Source organism: Falsihalocynthiibacter sp. CO-5D18 (genome assembly GCF_041205445.1).
Lineage (GTDB): Bacteria > Pseudomonadota > Alphaproteobacteria > Rhodobacterales > Rhodobacteraceae > Falsihalocynthiibacter > Falsihalocynthiibacter arcticus.
The window spans coordinates 14,757-37,085 of record NZ_JBGFCF010000021.1 but is presented as its reverse complement, the minus strand read 5'-3'; the positions used below and the strand labels follow the sequence as shown (position 1 = coordinate 37,085).

Sequence of the window (22,329 nt, the reverse complement as noted above, 5' to 3'; positions counted from 1 at the left end):
TCTTTTCTTTATTCACGACGCGTAAGGATTGGACACAAAGGCACAATCGTCGGACAAACGCCTGACATAGCCCAAGCCAATCAGACGTCGTTCTAAAATTCTCATATTCTCTTCGAATGAAGACGGGTCAAAGGCCCTTTTTACAAAGGCCTGAGATGCTTCGTTAGGACCAATGACTATGCGATACTTGGTGTAGAGACCGGCAAGGAAGGCATCAATTGTTACAGCTTCAGACCCCGTGTTACCGACGACTAAAGCCTCTAAAAACTCGTCTGATGCATCAAACCACGTACCGGCCCCCTGGCGGGCTGTGATGAACCCCGAATTCTTACCAAGAGGCTCTATCAACGTTGAAATGTTATTTCTTGAGCGTGAAGTGGCCTTCTTTACAAAGAACGAAAGGCACGCTTCAGGGGATCGTCGGCTTAATTTCTCCTTAGAAAGCGTTTTGGTTTTGAATGTCTGTTCAATAGCTTCCACCGCAAGATTAAACCTAATTCCCGGGTCTTCATGAGCGATAGCACGCTTCCACTTGGGTTCTTTCGAAAGCTTGCTCTTGATGTAGTCTTCGACTGCTTCATCTATGGTTTCACGAATGCGGCGCAATTGGCCGATAGAGCGTTGACGTAGATCGCTTAAGCTCCCGCCCGATACGTCGAGGATAATGGGCTCGACAACAGGTTGCCCATTCCCGTCTCGAAGCTCACTAACTTCCGCCGCTCGCTCCATAAAATAACGCACCAGATTAAACGCTGACAGCCGAAATAGTGGCTCAAACTTTTGTGCTGGTGGGAGCGTTGGTAATCCCAGTATAGCAATCCAATCATTGGCAAGCCGATCGTATGCCTCGTGATAAACTAAGGGCAAGTAGCCTAAAGGCGCATCGGCTGTTAGCTCCTGAACTCCGGAATCGAGTTCTAACAAAAGCTGGCCAATCGGATCAGTGTTGGAAAAAAATTGCTCTTTTATCAGCTTAGCCGCCTCAATTGCATTCTTGGACCGGCTGAGCATTAAATACATCACCTCCCCTCCCCGGCCGAAGAACCGACGATCCGCTGACAAGCTTAAGCCAATATCGGAAAAAAGCGCCGACTGTCCACGAGGGGCCAAGAAACGGGATGTCCAACGCCTCGAAGATATAATGTCAATTTCCATACTTCTAATAATTTCAACGGCCTGCACGAGTCCGTTAAAGCGGCCGCGAAATCTTTGCCCTAGATAATTAAAGGCATTGTCACGCTTGGTTCGCGCTCGATAGCCTTTGTTAAGCTCCAAAACCAGGTTCTCTAGCTTTTCGTCATCCGTCAGACTTTCTTGGATCTTCAGCTGTTCGAGAGCAGTGTCTTCAAAAAGCAGATAGCGCAACGGCCCACGTTTCGCGATAGAGGTGACTACTGTTTCACTCTGTGTCTCGTCAACAAAACCATGAGCAAATAATAGCTCCTCATCATGCCGTAAAACCGACCCACATACCGATAATACTTCAAGCACAAGCATATAGGGCTTCTGCTCCTCGATAAATCGATGCCCAAAAATTTCTTCTTGGACCCACATATCCGGTTTTTCACCTGAGCGAGCAGATGCATCATAGGGATAGGGGGTAATTGCGTTCATAGCATTTCCTCCAAGAGATCAATTGGCGTTGCGGACAAATGCTCACTAGAAGCATCCACCGCTTTCAGAATAATTGAAGCGTCAGCCTCTTTTTCCGCTTGAGTGATGGCACCGACCGATCGGATTTGAAAATTGCGCAAATCTTGATAGCACTGATTTGTGAAGCTTGTAGGCAATGCACCGTGTGCAACCCGCACGAGGTATTCAAACAGTGTAGGAGTGAGATCAAGGTAACTCAGCGGCCCATCTTGGTCGCGTGTGTGGATTTCTAAACGGAGTGGCCGCCCCGGGTTTTGCGGGTCCTGTAGGACAAGCCAGTAGAGTGAGCCGCGCCAACGTATCGGATCAAACGCAAGAAGTGGTTTTTCGCTGCCGAGGTAGACGCCACTTGGTTGACTAAGCCAGAGGGCGTCATGGGTCTCGGTGAGCGCACCTGTAAGCGCACGGTTCATTCCCTTCACTATTTCCCGCTTTGCGGCTTTGAGTTGCGCCTCATCCCGAGCGTCCGAGGAAAGTAGAAGATTGATGTAGAGTCCGCCCCAATGGTAAGCGGTCAAGAGCCAAGGGCTAGCTTGACGAGAATCTCCAAGAGGCTCATCCGTCATCATAAAAAAGAGCCTTCGCCGCTGGTCGCGAATGGCCGGTCTGAGTGCCGCGATACCGTTGGACGGATCTTCACAATATGCAGCACTGATACTTTCAAAGATGGCAGCACCATATCTGTCTTGTTGCGGCATCGGATGATCCGCGTCTGGCTGAATTAGGGCATCATCGAAGTAGTTGTTAGTTTCCCCACCGATAGAGAAGCGCGCCAATGTCTGGAAGGCTGGTACATTGTGACGCCGTTTGGGCGGATGATTTTCCCCAAAGAGATTGGAATATGGATTAGTCTCGGCATATTGATTGTTTCCAGCCCTTAAAATCGCGCGGGAACAATCAAGAAGAGGCGGAGTACTGGACTTTCGATCTCCAAGGAGCGCGTTTACAACTAAAATCATAATTTGCCGGATAGAAAGGTGCGCGTCATCGGCTGCAGCAATCTTGATTAATGAGCGCAGGCGGGCCCTGACCGATTCAACCTTGTCCAGCGCCAGAATGTCGCGATTAACACGGATGGGGCATGGCTGATCTGCTCCAAGTGCTGGACATCCTGCACATTGACCCCAAGCTGGGTGTTGAGTGATAGCATCGATTATCCGATCTAGCGTCGCGGCGTGAGATGTACGTGACATGTTAAAGAGGTTCATCTTCAAGTCTGGGATTTCAGACAGGTCATCGCGCAACATCCCTTGTATTGCTTCAATCGATGTATCCGCTCTAGGGTCATCAGCTGCGTTCTCGCGCCAAGTTTTGAGGAGATGCCCATCATTGACGCAAAGAACAAAAACCTCATGGCTTTTCTGAGTGCTAAAAAGAGATTCCACAATTCTGGGAACTAGCTTTTTCTTGTCCGTCGCTCGGATCTCACTGAGATCCTTAATGAAGGTAATCGAATGCCCATTCTTAGGGCTGATGACCGAGAGTTCGCTCTCCGCGTTGGCCCAAGCGGCTGTTCCACCACTCACCAAATCAAGAACCCTTCGAGCAGTGTAAGTTTTTCCATCTCCAGCTGTTCCAGTAAGGATTACTGTACGGGGGGCGTCGGACATCAGTATGTCAGCGATTTCTTGCGACCGATGTTCTTCAATCGCAAGAGGCTCAACGCCTGCCTCTTTTGCGGCCTTCAAGACAAATTCATCATACATGTTTTGTCCGTTCGCAACTGGGCCGTAAGCGGACAGAAATTCGATTAGAGGGTTTTTCATCAAGTATGCTCGCATGATCAATTTATTAAAAATGGCAAAGCCGCTTTCTAGCTCGCCTAGTAGTATAGTTCAGGTCGCTCAATTTGAGCAGATTATTATTAGTAATAAAATACTTAACGAGCGTCAAAACCCAATAATGTCCTAAATATTATTGGGTTTTGTAATAGTTTATTTGTGGCAAGCCAAACAAACCTTCTGTTGCCCGTAGATGTCATCAAGATCCACTGCACCACTGTCAGGTCTTAGCGGGTCTATTTTTCGTTTGGATTTCACCCGTTCCACGCGGCGTTCATGATCAGCCTTGATCTTTAAAATACGTTCCGGTTTTTCCAGCTCTAGTAGTGTCTCACCCTCGCTCCAAGAAAATGGAGACCCATGGTCCATTGAGTTTTTTTCCATCTCCTTAGCTCTTTCAAAAGCTTCAGGGTGTCGCTCTTTGAGGCCAACCCACTCTATTTTCTGTTGGAAAAAGCAAAACGTACAGCCACTACGTGACCTCCAGTCGTAATATGTCGGAAGCCCCAATCCAGAATTCTCAAGAATTTCAAGTACCGCAGTCTTATCGATTCCATCGTCTTTAAATGGCAGCTTAGTAATCAAGCCGCTGTTCTTAGAATTCAGCCCCTGCCGAAAGTCCTCATCCGCTCTAATCGCTACATAGCTGTGAACAACGTACCCTTTGTCAGTAAATTCATTTTTCACCCATTTCTCAAAGGGTTTGATCTTCAAATCCTTCGTACACCAGCGTGTTTGAGCAGACGGAAGAAATTGGTTGTACTGAGCTAGGTAGAACTTAAAATCTCTTCCTGGGTCCAAATATCGGATCTTTTTCCCGAGAAACCCTTCCAACATTGCTAGGTATTCGTAGACCTCATCTAGCTCTTCACCAGTATCGGTAAAGAAATATTCAACGTCTAACTCCGGGTAAATTTGGCTCATGTAGATGGCTAGCGCGGAGCTATCTTTGCCCCCCGACAACCCCAAAACGTGTTTGATATTGTCAACCATCTGCTTCCTCACCTCTCCTTGATTGTTGAATTCTTGACGCCCCAACTCTAGCTAGTGCGGCAAGCACGACGTTTCTCGGTGTTTTCTCGCTAGAATTATTGAATACTTGCTCAATTTTTCTGCAGAGTTCAGCTACTTTCTCGGCGTCGGAATCTAGAAGGTCAAATTCCTCAATTAGCGGCGTCGGCCTACCCCTGATACTAACAATCATTGCCATTGCTGAGCGTTTGTCTTTCCTCCCTGCTACGCGCGCTACAGTCTCATGTTGATTGAACTGTTGCGCAAAAAGGGTCAGTTGTATCATCGCACGGTCAATATCGCTGTCGATCCAAGCCTTTGCTGGTTTATTGATTCCTAGCCCCGCAAGAGCTTCCATAGAATGAATATCATCTCCAAAAGTCGTGAGCTGATTGATGAAAGTTTGTAATCTCAACTCACCCGCAATACCCTGAATATTTTTCGCTCTTTCGTTTAGTTCCTCATAGGCCTTCGATGTGCGCCCATATACCTGAAGCTCGTTAAGAACCTGCTCTCGCATTCTTGAAAGCATTGCAGGATAAGCTGCGCGAATTTCCACCAAGCCTTCTTTGATATTTTGAGCTATTTCAGATATTCCTTCGTCGGTTAGGATATCAATATCCTTGCCATAGAGTGCAGGTATATCATCGAAGGTAAACTTCTGCGGATCGTTGGAGCGCTTAAAAAGAGCCCGAACTCTCTTGGCATGTTCTGGTAGACGCGCTGTTTTTTGAACCCATGGAGCCGATGTCTCATATGCTGAAATGAGAGCTCTACCCACCTCTAGCGGGCTGAGAGTGGCCACCGGCTTATCAACAATTTCGCCCACGGCATTTGCCAAATCAGAAAGGAGCCTCTTTGTTGTTTTATTCATTTCAATCCAACGAAGTTGGATCAATTGAGGTGCTTTCAACACATAATCCACATCAACATCCGAAATGTTAGACAAGAATATTCCTTCACGATAGTGCGACAGGTTTCTTCGCTCTGCGAGCATGAACAACACAGCCAAAAACGGCATCAGCCCCCTCTTTAATCCAAATGGTGGTTCTTGCCAAAGTTCGTAAACGTCGGTCAACTGAACATTCCGGTTTCCATTCTTTTTCAAGAAGGCTGTTGTGGCTTTCCAAATAGGCAGAAGACTAGCCACGTCATCGCCGGATGGTGAAACGAATTTCCATTCACCCGCAACTTTAGAATACATTCCATTAGCTTCAACCAACGAAACGAAGAGTGCTTTTTCCGCCGGAAATTTTTCAAATCCAAGACCTTCTTTCCCTTCTTTAAGAACTGCAGCGTGCAGCAAAAGCTTGAGCGCTGAGTTTGCCGATGCAGACGGCTTTGTTCGGTTCAAAAGCTCGTTTTGTAGTCTCGGTGATTTAGAGAATCGATCGTCGGCCATTGTCGAAGCCAAAATGGATAGGCTCTTCCAATCTTGTTGAGTGGTGCCTTCGCTTCCAATCTGCCACTTAGCCGTGGTGATAAGCTGCCAAATCTCATGTTCAATCCGACTGCCGATCGCCTCAATGCGATCATTGACCTCTCTTCTAGCAATTTTGTCTCGTTGAATCTCAGGGTTTTTGGCCAACATACCTTTCAGCGCAGAATGCTCGCGTGCAAGCGCAATGAGATTTTTTGACTTTTCATATCTTGCAATCGCGAAATCGCCGCTGTCCTTGAAGTCGCTGAGGGCGAAAGGGTTGACGGACATTGTGTCGTGCAAAGAGATTATGAAAGCTCCGAAACATCCGTTCGTTGGGATGAAATTCTGAACGTAGCCTTTCACCTGACTCTCAGGCATAACTTTTAATTCGCACCACCGAAGCGCCCCAGTCTTTCGGTAGTGGCGTTTCGCAACGATATTCGGTGCAGACAACGCCTCTGAAATTGAACTGACGTCGACTTCTGATGTTTCTCTGAGAGCCTCATCTAAAGCCTGCTCGATATCAAAATCACTTCCTTCAAACAGGGAGTAAGTTCCTCTAAACTTCCTGAAAACGATAATTGAAGCTTCTCCAAGCTCGATAAGCGCTCTCTCCACGTACTCCCTTGGCTTGTTCACGGCTAGAGACAGGGCCTCAAGCGTAGCTCCGACGCTCGTTTGCTTTTGGGTCAACTCCAAGAGTGCTATCGATTTGAGGAGATGAGCCCCAAGATCTCCACTACCCACCACTTCCCAGCGTGAGATTGCATCCCTGGCGTTTGCGAAGTGGTGGCTATCCAAGGACACTGCGATCGAGGCTTGGAGGTTGAACTCCAAGTAGTCCCAAAAGTCGGCCAAACTATACTCTTGCGGATTTTCAGTAACTGCTCTCTCCAAGTAATACTGAAAACCGAAAATTTCGGAGGATCCCAAAAAACTAAAGATGCTTCTTTGGTTTTGCCCATAGCTACGCTTTGAGGTGGGTCCTAAAAGCAACGTTACCATTGGGTTTAAAGGCCATGCTCTCTCTAACGACTCCTTGACCGTCTTGGACTTTCCAGGACGAACGTTCTTTAAGAGTTCGACTGCAGCGTCAGCATTCAAGTGCGCACTTTGTGGCCGGCGCTTTGACACAATTGCACTGCTGACAAGCTCAATTTGCTCGTCCCCTGAAACATTCACCGGGACGTCGACATAGCGGCCCTGGATTTTCCCCCATTCATCCTTGATGTCACGCGCCAATCGGCTCGCATACTCTTGAAAGGACTGATGGAGAATTCCTATAACAATCAAACGGCCGTCGCTCCTTGAAGCGGCTTCACCAAGTAACTGGAAGAAGTATGCATCGCCAGTTGAAGTTGCCGCATGTTCGAGCAGCTTACCCATCTCATCCAAAAATAGGATAACTCCACCAGAATGCGTTTTGTCTTCTGACGCCAAATCTTGCAGATGACTTATAACTTTTTCAGGGGTGTCTAGCTTTCTCTGACGCGCCGCGAGCTTCGCGTCCTTGATGCTATCACCGATCAGCTGAAACGGCTCCATATTGCGTCCGACAACAGAAATACATTTCCATCCATCCCTCTTCGGAGGCAATAAACCCCAAAGCTTTTTAGCGAACTCTGGATCGGTCTTTTCCGCAGCGGCTTTACGTTCTTGCTCTCCGTCGCTGAGTAAAGCCGCAAGAGCTAACGCAAGACTGGATTTCCCGCTTCCATACGGACCTGTCCACGTAAAAGCACCCTGCCCGGTTTCAAACTGTTGATGTGAAAAATTAGACAGAATTTCACGAACAGACGAGGAGAAAATAAACCCGTCCAAAGCCTCGCTGCGGTTGTCCTGATCAATGCGAACAGATCGAAGGAACCGCCCATTGACCGATACTGTGTCTTTAAGCGGCATGTGAGCCCCCCAATTTGTGGAAATCGGAACTCCATAGGCCTTCCAGAAAGGCTGCTGGAAAGGCTGTAGATCTTATCAGTTGCTTCAAGCCAGCCGTCTCTGACCAGGAAATAATACCATTGGTCATATCAAAAACCGAAGCCAACCTATCAACAAGCTCCCACTCCTCGAGTAAGAAAACTCTGCCTGGCGACCCTTCCTCAAGTAACAATGACTGCACGTTAAGAGTGTTCGCTGAAGACGTGCGCTGCCAAAAGTCGCAGACAGCATAGAGGAAGACACCATTGGACAGGCTCGGTTTTCGCCCCCAATTCAGGCCGTATTTTCCGTTTGACCGCCGCCGGATCAAGCCGAGTTCAATCAGAGGTGAGTTGAGCGCTTCCTCGCTTGGGCCACGCTTCTGAACGCTTGGTACATAGTTTGCGATCAATACATTTAAATCGTTAGTAAGCGTTTTTTCCGTTGGCCGCTTCCATCCCTGATGATCAATAAATTCGTTCAGTCGTTGCAAGATAAGCTCTCGGTCAAAGCTAGGATCGTTAAAAACATTAAAAAGCCAATAGGTTGCGGTGTGCTTGGGGTTAGACGCAATCTCCCAATGGATTCGCCAAAGAGAGGCTGGGCTTTCGAGATATGGGTCGAGGCCATCAGAACGCAGTAATTCCTGTCCAAATTTTGTGGTCTGAAGATCCTTGCCTTCGGTCGCGATCACGCCAGCAACCTGTGCCCAAAAACGGATGGCTGCCACCATATTCTTGCCAACACCAAAATGGGCAATAGAATTCTCTTCAGAGAAGATTTTCTTATTATTTAAACCGCTTACATCAACTGCCTCGAAAGCTTTTTCTAGCCATCCATAGCGCAATGGAAAAGTCTCATGGCCAGAAAACTGTGGCTTATAGTCTCCGGCGAATGTTGTTTTTTGCTTCATCGACCAACTGCCTCTTTGTTACCTCTTTGTTATGGCCTTCGGGACCGATGGTCAACGACGGACTGGTCCTTGACCCCAGGTTCAAGCTCGGTCTAATTTGAAGACCTCTCTTTGTAGAAATGTGACCCATTGACAATATACCTTGATCACCAAGCAAGCACACCGATCCTACCGATCGTTCGGGATGCAATGCGGCCGTTTTGGACCGAACTTCATGGGAATCCTCATTCGTCTGAGCACTCAATAGGATGGTCTGCAAATAAAGCTGTGGAAGCTGCGAGATCACAGGTCGCGAACTTGGTTGGAGCCGATCCCGATGAGGTAATCTTCACATCAGGGGCAACAGAAGCGAACAACCTCGCTATCAAGGGGTTCATCATCGCCGACGACAAGAAGCGTCGGCGCAATAATATCCTCGTTTCAGCGACAGAGCATAAGTCCGTCTTGGAAAGTGCTGCTTATATTGCAAGGACGCACGGATATTCACTACTTGAAATCCCGGTCGACAGGAAAGGCTATATCGACCTAGAAATCCTTCACGAAATGTTGACAGAAGATGTCTTGTTAGTTTCTGTAGCATTGGTGAATAGTGAAATTGGGACGGTCCAAAGCATTGAAAAAATTGCAAATCTTTGCCATGAGGTAGGTGCCATTTTTCACTCTGATTTTGCGCAAGCCCCGAGTGCGGTTGATCTTTCAAGCTACGCCGATTTGGCCGATGCGGTCAGCCTATCAGGACACAAATTTGGCGGACCTATGGGTATTGGCGCGCTGTACCTTAGCCGAGAGCTGCGAAATGATCTCGAACCGCTCTTCCACGGAGGGGGGCAAGAGGCTGGGCTACGCTCCGGCACGTTGGCACTCCCACTTTGCGTGGGCCTGGGTTCCGCTGCTGAGTTTGCAGCGTCTGATGGTGGGGCGGCTTCACGTGAACGCATATCGCTTTTGCGGGACCGTTTTGTGAATGGACTCCTATCAGCAAGTCCGCACATCTTTTTGAATGGCGAAGATCTGGATTTGCGACACCCTGGAAATGCTAATCTGAGATTTGATGGATACGATGCCGGCAACATACTTCAGCGCCTGCAGCCGATGGTTTCTGCATCAACTGGCTCAGCCTGTTCATCAGGGGTGACTGATCCAAGTTATGTACTTCAAGCTATCGGGTTAACTAACAATGAGGCGCAATCATCAATTCGGTTCAGTTTTGGGCACACGAACACGTCAGAAGATATGCAACGCGCGACTGATGCCCTTCTCGCTTTGCTCTGAGATAATTCATAAGCTTTGCAAGCGCACACTCGCTGGCACGCCATATTAGATTAACAAGCATAAGGCTTGTGCACTCTACTATTCTCTGGCCTTACTTCACGAACAGCACGATCATCCTAAAGATATAGCAGATAAGGACTATTTAGTGCGCTATGGTGAGTTCTGAAATTCATAAAAAGGTGTCTGCAGGCAAAAGCGTTGGTGGCTACCTCTACCTACATCGAAGTGCAGCGTGTACCCTACCTGACGAAGATGCCAAGACCGTAGAGCAGGCGAGGCTCCATCTTCCCCAATCCTTCAAATGGTCGGTCCTAAAGGTTGATCAACGCAACCGGCAGCGGGTTTCTTTTTTGGACTATGAGGACTTCGAATTATCAGCTTTCCCAGCACTTCTGTCGAGTTGTTCTGTGGACTTGATCACCGGCAATGCTGGACTTCGCGAGTATAGCCAAAAAAACCCGCCAATCCTACACCGTAAGGAGCTCCTTCTGCGTCTCGATGATCCACGACGTGCACATTTCGCGGCAACCACACGGTATCTCGAAGAACTCAACCTCTTCAGAGAAATGCATAAAATGGGGCGGAAAAGGCAGTGGACGTACGCTCTTGCGCAAGGTGGGCTAGATGCTGAGGGACGACCAATTTGCCCATGAGATCTCATATATGCTAGGAAAAGCAGGTCGCAATTTGAAGTTCCGCAAGAGGATCGGTGCCTGTGCCAAACATTAGAGCCACAGCTGAGGTGGAGCGGCACAAGACAGCAATTCCGAGGTCCTCGGTCTCTGCGCCAATATTTTTGTTGCAGTCGGGTGCTGTAATTTCAAAAGACAGTTCAGTTCTAGACTATGGCTGTGGTCGAGGAGACGATGTTGAGGCGTTGAAGAAAGTCCAAATCGATGCAAGAGGCTGGGATCCGCATTTTTCACCAAACACACAATACCTTGAGGTTTGTGATGTCGTAAATCTCGGGTTTGTGCTCAATGTCATTGAGGATCGTGATGAGCGCATGGAGGCATTGCGTCTAGCGTTTGGTTATGCCCGGCAATGTCTTTCCGTGTCCGTGATGCTCATCGGCAAGGGGGATTTGAGCAATTCTCGACCTTACAAAGATGGCTTTCTTACTTCGCGAAACACGTTTCAAAAGTACTACTCCCAAGGAGAAATTTGCGACTTTATTGCTAACACCCTTGAAGTCCAACCAGTTGCAGCAGGCCCTGGTGTTTTCTTCGTCTTCCGCGATGAAGTCGCTGAGCAACGTTACCTGTTTCGAAGGCAGAGCGGACTCCGCCAACCTGTGTCATCACCGCGAAAACCGAACACATTTAAGGGGCCCAAACGATCCAAAGATATTTCAAAGGCAAACCAAAACATCATCAATGAGCTTGAAAGACTTATTCGTGAGCTTGGCAGGCATCCTGATGAAGTTGAGTTGCCCGATAAACTTCGTAAGAAAATCTCCAGATCCTTGCACGCACTCCCCTATCTCTCAAACCTCGCTTTTAAAGAAATTGAGGGGCCCGAACTACATGAAACGGCGTTGCGAAAGATAGAAAGCCTTACACTCTTCTTCGCGCTCAACGCATTCAGCGGTCAAAAAACTTACCGTGAATTGCCAGCTGAGCTCCAGCGTGATGTTCGGGTCTTCATGGGTTCACATCAACGCGCGATTTCGGACGGACAAGCTTTTCTTTATTCGATTGGTGACACCGACAAACTTATAGAAGATGCACATTCAGCTGAAGCGGCAGGCGCCGGCTGCGTTAAGGAAGGCAAGTTTCAGTTTCATGTGAATAACTTGCCTCTCTTGTCAGCAAGACTTCAAGGTTACGTAGCCATTGGCCAAAGACTAGCTGGTGATCTCAGTGATGCGACGCTTATGCGGATTCACTTTTCCAGCAAGAAGTTTTCAGCGCTCTACATTCCGGACTTCGATACTTCCGCCCTGCCCCGTGTCGTAAAGAGAGTGAAGGTTTCATTCCAATCATTTGACGTTGATCTAATCGATCATACCGAAGATGGAAAAGTGCGGTTACTTTACTTCAGGTCCCGGTATCTAGTGAATGACCATCCGCATTTCGATCTTCAAAATACTTTCGACAAAGAAATAGAGGCGCTAGCTGAACTCGATTTCTGGGGTGAAGGCCCCGACTTTCGAAGCTTTTCTGCCGCACTGCTAGGCTCGGGTATCCGTGTCCCAATATTTCAATCTCCTTAAATAACAACTACACCTAGTTAGATCGAAAAAACTTTCAAGTTAGACGCGGTGAGGAACGAGCGTAAGCGATGGAGTGGACGCCCCTTTTACGGCACGGATGTGCCAAAGTGGTGTTGTGACCACATTAAAGGGAGGCTTTCATGGAAGAGTGTAACATCGTTGGCATAGATTTGGCCAAGAACGTATTTCAGTTTCATGCATCGGATGAGATTGGTCGGCGACTTTTCTCCAAAAAAGTTTCGCGCGGCCAACTGTTGAAGCTGATGTCTGCGATCAAACCCTGTGTTGTGGCGCTGGAGGCCTGTGCCAGTGCGCACCATTGGGGCCGTCAGATCGCAAAGCTTGGCCATGAGGTTAAGCTCATTCCGCCGATTTATGTGAAGCCTTTTGTGAAACGCCAAAAGAGCGATGCTGCGGATGCAGAGGCTATTGCCGAGGCTGCGTCGCGACCGGCTATGCGATTTGTCGCGGTCAAGTCTGCCGATCAGCAAGCGGCCGGGATGGCTTTTAAAACCCGTGATCTTTTTGTGAGGCAAAGAACACAACTGATTAATGCACTCCGAGGTCATTTGGCTGAGCATGGCGTCGTCGCACCGCAGGGGGTTGTACATCTGAAGCGTCTCAAGGCAGCATTGGGTGATGAGACAAACGAGCTTCCAACAACAGTCATTTTACATGCCGAGCTGATTTTGGATCAGATATCAATTTTACAGTCACGAATTGAAGCCCTTGAGAAGGAGATTCTCGCCGCATCCCGCAAAGAAGAGTTGGCAATGAGGCTGATGACCGTTCCAGGTGTCGGGCCAATTACGGCAGCAGCTCTTCTGGCATTCGCACCCGATCCGGCAACATTTAAGCGAGGGCGGGATTTTTCAGCCTGGATGGGGCTAACACCAAGACAGCACTCATCGGGAGGCAAGGAGAGAATGGGACGAACATCGAAAATGGGCCAACGCGATTTACGACGATTATTGATCACCGGTGCGATGGCCATTGTCCGATGGGCGGCACGCAAAGGTGCCCAGGAGGGATCATGGTTGGCGCGCATGATGGATCGGAAGCCGAAAATGTTGATTGCAGTTGCGCTTGCAAATCGAATGGGAAGGATCATTTGGGCCCTGATGGCCCATGGCGGTACATATAATTCTCATCGGGATACGGCTCAAGCCTGACCCGATGGGCTATGTGAGCAGGTCGATGGATAAGTAAGGGCAACAGGTCAATGAGACTGGATCAGGAAAACCACTACCCGGACGATGCGCAACAAGCGCGCGTAAGCGATTTGGACCTGATCCTCGCATCTCCATACAGGCCCGCGGCGTGTGAAGTGCCGCAATCAGAGGTCGGACACACGTCAGAACTTGGCCACATTGCCAAAACCTCATCCAAAGAAAATGCTTGCATTACCCGGGGCGTCCACACACGTCCGGTGTATCTCCTTTGGTTGGGCTGCTGTCTCACGACAACAAATCAACCAGATACGCAGCCAACCTTCAAACCGCCCAAACACCAGATTCAGTCATAGCTCCGAAAGCCACTTGTTTAAACCAGCCGGGCTAAAGGCTGGAATTGATAGTTCAATGGTCAAATAACCCCAAAATGATATCGTCCTCGGTGACGACGCGGATGTTGGCTACATGCGCGATATTGCCGCTCGAGCACCGAAGGTACATAGCCTGAGCGGGCTTTGCTCAACAGCTCTCGAGGCAAAGCCCCTCGATCATCAAAGTGCCGCCGGCCATCACACGGGAAAAATTCTTGCGTAACGTCTTGGGATCACAGCCGAGCGCCTCGGCGATCATATCTTGGCCCCAAGCCGCAGCGGCACGAATCTCCACAATATATTGATTTTACTTAATTTTATTAGAAATCCGCCGACCGCGTCAGTCGCGCAAAGGCGCGCCAGTATTGCCAAAAGGATCAAAGTCTTTGGCGCGGGCGGAATTTTCAGGATCCATGGGAAAAAAATCTCTCACTTAGGGCATAACAGGTGTGGCGCGCTGCACCTTTCTGACTTTTGCCCCCCCCCTTTTTAGGCGTGGTGTGAGTGTTTGCGTAGGTGCTCCCCGACATTGTGACAGGTCCGCCCCAAGTGACTCGCATTGATGTTGTGAACGACTGGGGCCGCAATCCCGATCACAACACCACCTTCTCGAGGTGGTAAGTTGGTGGCTTCGCAGCTCAGCCATTCATCCAATCGCACAGTGGCCACGCTCATCGAGCGATCGCCATCGTCGGCGCACCACCTATGGCGGATTTTTCGTCAGCTGCGATAACACGCAGGACGTGTCCTCCGCCGTCGCCGCCATACTCGATCTCGAGTCTTCGGGCCCAGCGGAAAATGAGGTGCCGCTGGATCTCCAAAGGGATGGCCCCAACAAAGCTGGCCACAAAGTTCCAGATGGTGCGTCCCTGATCACGTGTCAGCGCCGCTGCAATAATCTCACGGCGAGGCTGGCGAACCCAGACACCAATTTGACCACCGAGTGCGAGGCCCGCAGTGATGGCGGATGTCCCATTGCCGCGCTCGAAGCTAAGAATGGCGTTGGCGGTTGTGTCGGTCATCGCGCCTTCAATGAATTGGCGCTGGAACGGTGCAAGTGTAACAGGTTTTCCCGCGTTTGGACCCTCTGGAATTTTTAGGCTATGTATGAAACGCATAGCTCTTTCAGCCGGAGTCGTTTCGGTCGAAGCTGAATCGTGCGCGAGAATTGACAACTCATAAGCGCGGTCCCGTATATCAACGAAAGTTGCGGCATTGGGACCATTCTCAAAGAGGTCGCTTCCAAACTGATGGACCGCGAAGGCACTGGCTCGGGTGCAGTGATCAGTTTAGATCCATCCTTCTGTCGCCATTGTGTGTCTGTACTCATCGCCGTCTTGGTCATCTGCTTGTCCTCTTGCGTATTCTCTACGCTCTATCGTTGTTCTTTTTTTTACCTGCTTATTGGTGAGGGTTGTTGTGACGGTCAGAAAGCGGGTTACTGTAGCGAGGTTAAAAACCCGCATCCCGCTACCTGACCGCTACGATCTTGCCTGCTCATCGGAGCCGGGCCGCCGCTTAGGTCAGACCTGCCCTTCCCTCGGCACAGTCCGCTCTCCCATGTTCACCGCCTAGAGGGTGGCAGTGGGGCCTTAGGGCGTGGAGAGACCGCGTGACGCGGAATAGCTGCCCTTTGCGGATTTTCACCGCGCCAACATGACTGATAGCCTTGTCGGATTGCGCCTGGCCCGTTACCATTTGTTGCGCTTTAAGCGGATGCGCATCGATAACCCGTGAACGCACCACATCCGCCGAGGCCTGCGTTTCAGCGCGGGCCCTTTTATTCTTCTTCTTACCGTTCGACCAGCTCCATAGCTGGCTCTGGGGGCGCGCTTAGATCAGCAACCAAACGCTGCATAAGCTGCGCCTGTTTTGCCGATGGACGCCAAGACGGCCGCTTACTGTGTCGTGCGATTGATTTGACAAAGCCTTGCATCCAGTCATCCGAGTCGTCGCCTATTACGCGGCGCATAACGGCCGGCCAGCGTGTTGTTAGGATTTCATCTAACTCGCGGTCAGTCATAGCTGCCGCCCCCGGCTGCGCGCCGGCACACGCGCCACATGAGGCGAGGCTGTGAGCGACTTGGCATCCAATGGGGGTCTTCCGTCGTAATGCAGCGCAGCTTGATCCATGAGGGCATGTGCGAGGTCTGGGGGGATGTCGTCCGGTGTTACTCCGAACCCAGCCTGATATTCTACGGTGATCCTGCTTGGGTTTAGATCATGATATGCTGTGTGCCATCGGATGTAGGGACGATGGCCGCCTACCAACTCAAAGGCTGTAAAAACCTCGCCATCAATTATTATTGTAGCTGTAGCACCTTTGCCCACCGGACCGATGGGTAGCGTCAAGCCACTCTCGCTGCAGGGATCAAAGATCGTCACTCTTATAGTTTGGGTCAGCAGTGCTATTTGGGCAAACTGCTCGATCTCTGCCGCTGCCGTCTCACCAATGTACCTGATAGCAACATCATCCGAGGTTTCGTTCACTCGGATGTGTGATTTCAGACTGTCGAGATTGTATGGTAAACCTGTGCCGATCGCAGTTCTATACATAAGCATCTTCATGCTGAAATATCCTCTTCATTAATATGTTGAAAAAATGCTGCCTGATCTTTTGTGTTCATGGCCTCGTAGGCGGCGAGAGCGTAGGCATTCAGTTCGGAACGAGTGCCTATTGAAGCCCAAAACCGAGCATCGGACATACCTCCGAGGAATGCGGGAAGTGGTCCACCAACCGAACCTATTGCTGCTGCAGCGGTCGTTATCGCATCAACAGTTTCAAGAGAGTTGAGAGCCGCAATGGCGAGCATTGCACGCTCTATTTCGGAAAGGCGCACAGCAGCGATATAGCTAAAGTCCGCCCAGCCATCTCTCGTGCCGAGTGTCAGGCAATAGCCCAACATCCGGGACATGCGCTTGTGCCCTGGCTTCATTAAATTGGAGAGTGTTGAGCGTTTTTTTTGGTTTACAGTTGGCTCATAACCTATTGATTTCTGGCCCCCCTCTAGAGGGGGGTGTTTACAAAATTTGTGTTTATTTTCAGAGGCTCCGGGAGGATTGCAAATCCGTGTACAGGAGTTCGATTCTCCTACTCGCCTCCATTTTCACCATTCTTTTTAACAGCTTGTGATATACTGGATTTCATTCGCTCCGCAAAGAGAAGCGACGGGTATAGCAATTTTCTCCAATATATGGCCTTAATTTCAATAATTTGGCCGCTTCTTACAAGTCCGCTGCATCCGATCTCTGAGTTTACAGGTAGTGCATGGCGTACAGTTAAGGGGTTTTTCCACACAAAGTGCTGGGACCCATTATTCTATTGCAAATAGCCGAATTAGTTCCTCCCAGAGGGCGTCCAGCGCGGGAAAAGTGACTTTTTTCCGTCGTGCGGCACAGATGTTCCAAGTAAGTCCTTGAGTGGTCTGGATTTCCTTCAACAGACCAAGCGCCGCATGTTGCTCAACTGCATCGCCCATTCCTCCACAGATCAGATCACTCTTGCAGGCCAAATCGACCAGAAGTCCGTAATCGTCACATTCGATTTTAGGGATTTGCTCCACCGCCTGCCAAGCCGCGCGATCTCCGCCAAGGATTCCGGCGATCGCGGCCTTCCAATGCTTGTGGATTTTGGCCGAAATGAAGGGATGGCGGAAAACCTCTGCCAAGCTGACCGGCGCGACCGAATGTATTGGATGTTGCGGGCGCGCCCAAAATGAAACGGCCTTTTTCGCTATGACTTGAATGTCGAGATCACTCAGATCAGGCGTGTGGGTCAGATCACAGATCGCAACATCAAGCGTCCCACGCCGTAGAGCATCGAGCGGCTCCTTACCTGCGCTTACCATGACACGCACGCGCAATTCGGGCATCTCCAGAATGAGTTTCTCAATCAGAGGAGTAATTAAAGTGCGTGTGGTTAGCGGACCGCACCCAATATTAAGCGTCGGCGCCCCCGTGGACCTTAAGTGCTCAACGCGGTGTTCGAAAATACCGCTCGCCTCATCCAAATCATTAAGGAGAGTCAGGAATTGCTGCCCCGCGGGCGTTAATTGTGCACCATTCCTGCGGCGCTCGAACAACGAATTCCCTGCGTATTCTTCTGCTTGGGTAATGTAGCGCGAAAAACTTGCAGGCGATGTCCCGATCACTTGCGCCGCTTCCTTAAAACTTTCGTAACGGGCGAGTGCTTGCACTGCTCCAATGCATTTGGTGTCGATCACGGGGGCTCCTGTACGTTTCAGAAATTGAAATGTAGCTACCAAATTTTGAATTTAACGACAAAGTCCATCGCTTGAAAGAATAAAACGTGCAAAACCTTTGGCACAGATTTTAGCACACAGTCCCCCGAAAAAATTCAATAAATCAAGGACTTTCTGATGATTCAACAAAGAATACTTCAATCGACATTAAGCGCATTTGCGCTTTCTATTATAGGAGCCAGCGCCCACGCCGAGAACGCGCGACCCAATATCCTCATTATTATCGCTGATGATACGGGTTTTTCCGATGTCGGGGCCTTTGGCAGCGAAGTGGAGACTCCTGCCATTGACCAACTTGCCGCCGATGGCATGTTGTTCACCAATTTCCACGTTGGCGCATCCTGTTCACCCACCCGCACAATGCTCATTAGCGGCGTTGACAACCACCTCGCGGGGCTTGGGAATATGGCGGAAATTCAAGCTGACAATCAGTTTGGAAAGCCAGGCTATGAGGGCCATTTGAACGACACAGTCGTTACGATGCCGCGTCTCTTGAAGGACGCTGGCTATCATACTTACATGACGGGCAAATGGCACCTTGGCAGCAAGCCGGGTTCAATTCCCCATGACCGCGGCTTCGAGAAATCATTTATGCTTGCCGAAAGCGGCGCCGACAATTGGGTCGAACAGCCCTATGCGCCTTTCTATGACCGCGTGCACTATTTTGAGGACGGTGAACTGGCGAGCCTCCCCAAAGAGGACTACTTTTCATCGAATTTCTATACGGATCGATTGATTGAATATATCGACAGCAACCTTGATGATGATAAACCGTTCCTTGCTTGGATCGGGTATCAGGCCATGCATTATCCACATCAAGCGCCGAAAAATTTCATCGACAAATATGATGGCGTTTATGACGAAGGTTTCGAAGCACTGCGTGCTTCGCGTCTCGCAAAACAAAAAGAACTGGGCTTGATCTCGGCTGATGTCGAACTGGATCTTGAGATGCTCAAGACCTCCTATGAGCCTTGGCAGATGCCCGACTGGGAAGCACTTTCTGACGAAGAACAATCCTTTCGTGCGCGGCAGATGCAAACTTATGCTGGTATGCTCGACAATATGGATGTCAATATCGCCAAGCTGCTTGCTCATCTCGAAGAACGGGGCATTGCCGATAACACGATCGTTGTCTTCATGTCCGATAACGGTCCCGATCCCAACCAGCTTCCGCTAACTGATGCCTATCGCGAGTGGTATAAAGCCAACTACGACAAGGTTTATATGGAAGATTTCAACGGCGATTACTCAAGCATGGGACAAAAAGGCGTCTACGCCGATTACGGCCCAGGTTGGGCTGCGGCTTCTGCTGTGCCGGGTAGTTATTTCAAAACTTTCTCAACTGAAGGCGGGTTGCGCGTGCCGTTGATTGTGCGTTTCCCCGGTGTTGTTGACGCTGGCAGCCGGATCAACAGCTTTTCCTACGTGCGAGATATTATGCCAACATTGCTTGAAATAGCTGGTGTTGACATGCCTGGTCCAGTTTACGACGGCCGTGAAATCAATGTGCCCGACGGTATAAGCATGTTGCCTGTCCTGAGAAGTGAGGTTGAATCCGTTCGTGGCGATGACAATCCTGTTGGTTATGAACTTGCGGGATCAAGTGCCGTGTTTCAAGGCAGCTATAAACTGATGCAAAACCTCGAGCCCAAAGGTTCAGGGGATTGGGAACTGTATGACATTGAGACAGATCCGTCGGAGCTGCACGATCTTGCTGGTGAAATGCCGGACCTCGTGGAGGAAATGAAAACTTTCTACGCAGAATATTCCGAGCGCGTAAATCTTGTTCCTGTTCCAGAGGGGTATAACCCACTCGAACAGACGGTGATCAACGCCAAGCGTGGAACGTCGCACTAAAATGGCGAATGTGTGTCGCCCCGAAATGGGGCGGCACACAGACCACGATCGTTGGAAAAATCCAGTTGTCTTGCCACTCTCAAAAGCAGTTTAAAAACTTCCGCTAAACCATTGTTTCAACTGACATCAAACCGCCGAAATTTTACAATATATCAATAAAATCAAAGATAAGCGCGGATTTAATATCCGTGTACAGGAGTTCGTTTCTCCTACTCGCCTCCCAAAAACCACAACCTTTTGCTATGGAATAGAAAATAGCCTTAGATGCTGTACATTTCGTTCTGTACTGAGCCCGTGAACAGTTCTTTCTGTTAAATCCACATACTTCAATATCAGCTCATACTGACATGCGCGAATGACTCTAGATAACGGCAAACGCGTGACTAAATGGACCAAGACTGACGATTTCGAAGACGCGAAAGAGTTTGCGATCAAGCTGAATTACGAAACCCATGCTCGCATCGAAAACCAGCTCCCAGCGCAAACCCGCAAATTCAAACCCGTTGCTGACTTCGTAATAAAGCGAATGAATAACGTCCTAAACCAAAGTGGCGGGAAAATACCTTACAATTGACCTGCGCCCCAAGTTCCCTCCAGCTTGCGCGGCGTCCTTGGCGTTAAATCTTTGACCTGACGCGGCCATCCTGTCCATCGTCTTTCTCTGCAATAATTCCATCGGGGTCAGGTTTGCCAAACTGGGAAACTCGGTTCCGTTGTCTGAGACCATCGGCTTCGGAATACCACGTTCAGCAATCACCCTATCTAGTTCTCTGGCAACGCGCTGTCCTGACAGTGATGTATCCGCTATCAGGACCAAGTTCTCTGGACTGTAGTCATCTACAACCGCAAGAATGCGGAAACGCCGGCCGTCGGTTCGCGCGTCAGACACAAAATCCAGTGACCACCGCCGGTTGGGGCCACATGGTAACACCATCGGCTTTCGCGTGCTCAACGCACGTTTTCTACCGCCTCTGTGGCGCATCTAAAGCTTCTCACACCTCAGCTTCTTGTGGTTTACCTCGAAGCCCTCACGCGCAACCATCACTTGGATACGCCCCCTCTCATCGCTGCAAGCAGCGACTACCGGGCAATGGATACCCAAACCTGCGGCGTTCTCGGGAAACGCGCTTGATTGCATTGCGCAGATCAGCATCATCGCCGCGACGCGACAAATACCGCATCGACGACCGATCAACCTGTAAAACATCGCACGCCCGTCGCTGGCTCACCCTGTGCGTCTCGCTCAAGTCGGCCACAGCATTCCGCTTTGCCACGGGCGTCACCACTTTTTTGAATTGATGTCCCGCAACATGGCGCACGACCATTGTCCTCAGACCAATGGCGGACAAAGTCACATTCCAACATTTGTTCCGCGGGTGGTTTCTTCAGCTTCCTGTTCCTAAATCATCGCTATGATCTGTTTGCCCGCAAATCGTACCTTCATTTGTCCGTCCTTTTGTTGGGCGGACTCTTCACAAAACGGGAGGAGCTTTAGGGGCTCAGGTCACAATGACTACATAGCCGCTCTCAATCGGTGGCTAACCCCTTACTTTGGCAACGGGGATATTGCCAAAATTGACTTAGCAGACCTTACTGCTTCTGATACGTGGCACACCAACAACAATGAACATGTCGCCTTTTCACCAAGCGGATTAAACAATCACAACTCAGCTTTAAATCGAGTTTTGGACGAGGCGGAACTTCACGGGTGAATCGTAAAAGCGTTACGGTCAACACTTTTGAATAAGGGCAAAAAAGCGAGGGCAGAGACCGTTTCACCAATTCCGAATACCTAACAATTTTCACAGGCCTTCGTCATTGGCCCAAGAAAAACAGAAACCGTAAAGGGTGAGCGATACCTGAACCGCCTCTCTTGTTAGGCTCAGGGTAGGGGCGTGTTCGCATTTTCTCCATTATCTGTTTGCGGAAGGCTTCGGCGGGCGTCTTCCAGCCGAGGCAATTGCGCGGCAGCCAGCGTCTAGCCTTTCGATTGGTGTTTTCGACCGTGCCTTTTTGCCACGGTGAAGAAGGGTCATAGAACCAAGTCTGTGTCGCGATCTAAGCTTAAAGATGTGGCCAGCTAACAATCTCCGTACCGCGATCAAAAGTAATCGATTTGCAGGCGACATAGGGCCGATCTTTGATCGCCTTCATAATTTCGCCCATGACTGGTTTGGCGCGCTTGCTTGGGATTATCAGAATGAGAGTAATCCGGCTCACACGTTCAACCAGCGAGATTACGTTAGTTTGCCCAAGCGTTGGCTATAACAGTTTTAAATTTGCCCCCAGTGGCCGAAGGGGGCCTATGAGCCATCACATCAACAGGAACCCTAGCGTGCTTCCAGCATTCCACGGCCTTGCAGTTGTTTGCTATGCAAGCAATGAGAAGGAATTCTGCGCCGCTCTGTGATACTTAAATGGGTGTAAGCCGTTCCCATTCCGAGTCCCCTCGTTAGATAAACGATTATTTTCTAACAAG

Annotated in this window: 17 protein-coding genes and 1 pseudogene; 5 read left to right on the top strand and 13 right to left on the bottom strand. The window is 49.7% G+C overall.

Annotation, left to right across the window (positions count from 1 at the left end; genetic code table 11):
* Positions 1 to 12 precede the first annotated feature (12 nt).
* From AB9F27_RS20090 to AB9F27_RS20070, 5 genes are all read right to left on the bottom strand, one after another.
* Complete coding sequence (locus tag AB9F27_RS20090) at positions 13 to 1,614, bottom strand: hypothetical protein (protein ID WP_369758052.1); 1,602 nt, start codon at positions 1,612 to 1,614, stop codon at positions 13 to 15.
* The gene (locus tag AB9F27_RS20085) at positions 1,611 to 3,263 is read right to left on the bottom strand and encodes a hypothetical protein (RefSeq protein ID WP_369758051.1); all 1,653 of its coding nucleotides are present in this window, start codon (positions 3,261 to 3,263) and stop codon (positions 1,611 to 1,613) included. The genes AB9F27_RS20090 and AB9F27_RS20085 overlap by 4 nt, the downstream gene beginning before the upstream one ends.
* A 324-nt stretch (positions 3,264 to 3,587) precedes the next feature.
* Entirely contained in the window at positions 3,588 to 4,427 is an 840-nt protein-coding gene (locus AB9F27_RS20080) for a phosphoadenosine phosphosulfate reductase family protein (RefSeq protein WP_369758050.1), read from the bottom strand.
* Positions 4,420 to 7,770 (bottom strand): hypothetical protein, encoded by a 3,351-nt coding sequence (locus tag AB9F27_RS20075; protein WP_369758049.1) that lies wholly within the window; start codon positions 7,768 to 7,770, stop codon positions 4,420 to 4,422. Before AB9F27_RS20075 ends, AB9F27_RS20080 begins: the two co-directional genes overlap by 8 nt.
* Positions 7,760 to 8,701, bottom strand: coding sequence for a DUF4007 family protein (locus AB9F27_RS20070; RefSeq protein ID WP_369758048.1), 942 nt, complete (start codon positions 8,699 to 8,701; stop codon positions 7,760 to 7,762). Before AB9F27_RS20070 ends, AB9F27_RS20075 begins: the two co-directional genes overlap by 11 nt.
* A 129-nt stretch (positions 8,702 to 8,830) precedes the next feature.
* Between AB9F27_RS20070 and AB9F27_RS20065 the strand changes: the two genes are divergently transcribed.
* The 3 genes from AB9F27_RS20065 (at position 8,831) to AB9F27_RS20055 (ending at position 13,360) form a co-directional block, all read left to right on the top strand.
* Complete coding sequence (locus AB9F27_RS20065) at positions 8,831 to 9,973, top strand: cysteine desulfurase family protein (RefSeq protein ID WP_369758047.1); 1,143 nt, start codon at positions 8,831 to 8,833, stop codon at positions 9,971 to 9,973.
* A 709-nt stretch (positions 9,974 to 10,682) separates the two neighbouring features.
* Entirely contained in the window at positions 10,683 to 12,188 is a 1,506-nt protein-coding gene (locus AB9F27_RS20060) for a DNA phosphorothioation-associated putative methyltransferase (RefSeq protein WP_369758046.1), read from the top strand.
* A gap of 140 nt (positions 12,189 to 12,328) precedes the next feature.
* Positions 12,329 to 13,360, top strand: coding sequence for an IS110 family transposase (locus AB9F27_RS20055; RefSeq protein ID WP_369758044.1), 1,032 nt, complete (start codon positions 12,329 to 12,331; stop codon positions 13,358 to 13,360).
* Between the two features lie 519 nt (positions 13,361 to 13,879).
* Here AB9F27_RS20055 and AB9F27_RS20050 read toward each other — a convergent pair.
* From AB9F27_RS20050 to AB9F27_RS20025, 6 genes are all read right to left on the bottom strand, one after another.
* Positions 13,880 to 14,026 carry a hypothetical protein gene (locus AB9F27_RS20050; protein ID WP_369758043.1) on the bottom strand — a complete coding sequence of 49 codons (147 nt, stop codon included), beginning with the start codon at positions 14,024 to 14,026 and terminating at the stop codon, positions 13,880 to 13,882.
* Between the two features lie 376 nt (positions 14,027 to 14,402).
* Positions 14,403 to 14,849 (bottom strand): hypothetical protein, encoded by a 447-nt coding sequence (locus AB9F27_RS20045; protein ID WP_369758042.1) that lies wholly within the window; start codon positions 14,847 to 14,849, stop codon positions 14,403 to 14,405.
* 674 nt (positions 14,850 to 15,523) lie between these two features.
* Positions 15,524 to 15,754 (bottom strand): hypothetical protein, encoded by a 231-nt coding sequence (locus AB9F27_RS20040; protein WP_369758041.1) that lies wholly within the window; start codon positions 15,752 to 15,754, stop codon positions 15,524 to 15,526.
* A complete protein-coding gene (locus AB9F27_RS20035) occupies positions 15,751 to 16,287 on the bottom strand; it encodes a hypothetical protein (protein ID WP_369758040.1) in 537 nt (178 codons plus the stop codon). Before AB9F27_RS20035 ends, AB9F27_RS20040 begins: the two co-directional genes overlap by 4 nt.
* An 8-nt stretch (positions 16,288 to 16,295) precedes the next feature.
* A complete protein-coding gene (locus AB9F27_RS20030; protein WP_369758039.1) occupies positions 16,296 to 16,646 on the bottom strand; it encodes a hypothetical protein in 351 nt (116 codons plus the stop codon).
* Between the two features lie 399 nt (positions 16,647 to 17,045).
* Positions 17,046 to 17,954 (bottom strand): LysR family transcriptional regulator, encoded by a 909-nt coding sequence (locus AB9F27_RS20025; protein WP_335584662.1) that lies wholly within the window; start codon positions 17,952 to 17,954, stop codon positions 17,046 to 17,048.
* Positions 17,955 to 18,110: 156 nt separating this feature from the next.
* Here AB9F27_RS20025 and AB9F27_RS20020 point away from each other — a divergent pair, with 156 nt between their 5' ends.
* Positions 18,111 to 19,850, top strand: a complete 1,740-nt coding sequence (locus tag AB9F27_RS20020; RefSeq protein ID WP_335584661.1) for an arylsulfatase — start codon at positions 18,111 to 18,113, stop codon at positions 19,848 to 19,850.
* 355 nt (positions 19,851 to 20,205) lie between these two features.
* On the top strand, positions 20,206 to 20,424 hold the full coding sequence (locus tag AB9F27_RS20015) for a hypothetical protein (protein WP_335584738.1): 219 nt from the start codon (positions 20,206 to 20,208) through the stop codon (positions 20,422 to 20,424).
* Positions 20,425 to 20,532: 108 nt separating this feature from the next.
* On the opposite strand, the pseudogene AB9F27_RS20010 reads toward AB9F27_RS20015, so the two are convergent.
* A pseudogene (locus AB9F27_RS20010) lies at positions 20,533 to 21,142 on the bottom strand (DDE-type integrase/transposase/recombinase); the annotation flags it as partial.
* A gap of 772 nt (positions 21,143 to 21,914) precedes the next feature.
* A complete protein-coding gene (locus tag AB9F27_RS20005; protein ID WP_335584660.1) occupies positions 21,915 to 22,070 on the bottom strand; it encodes a hypothetical protein in 156 nt (51 codons plus the stop codon).
* Positions 22,071 to 22,329: the final 259 nt, after the last annotated feature.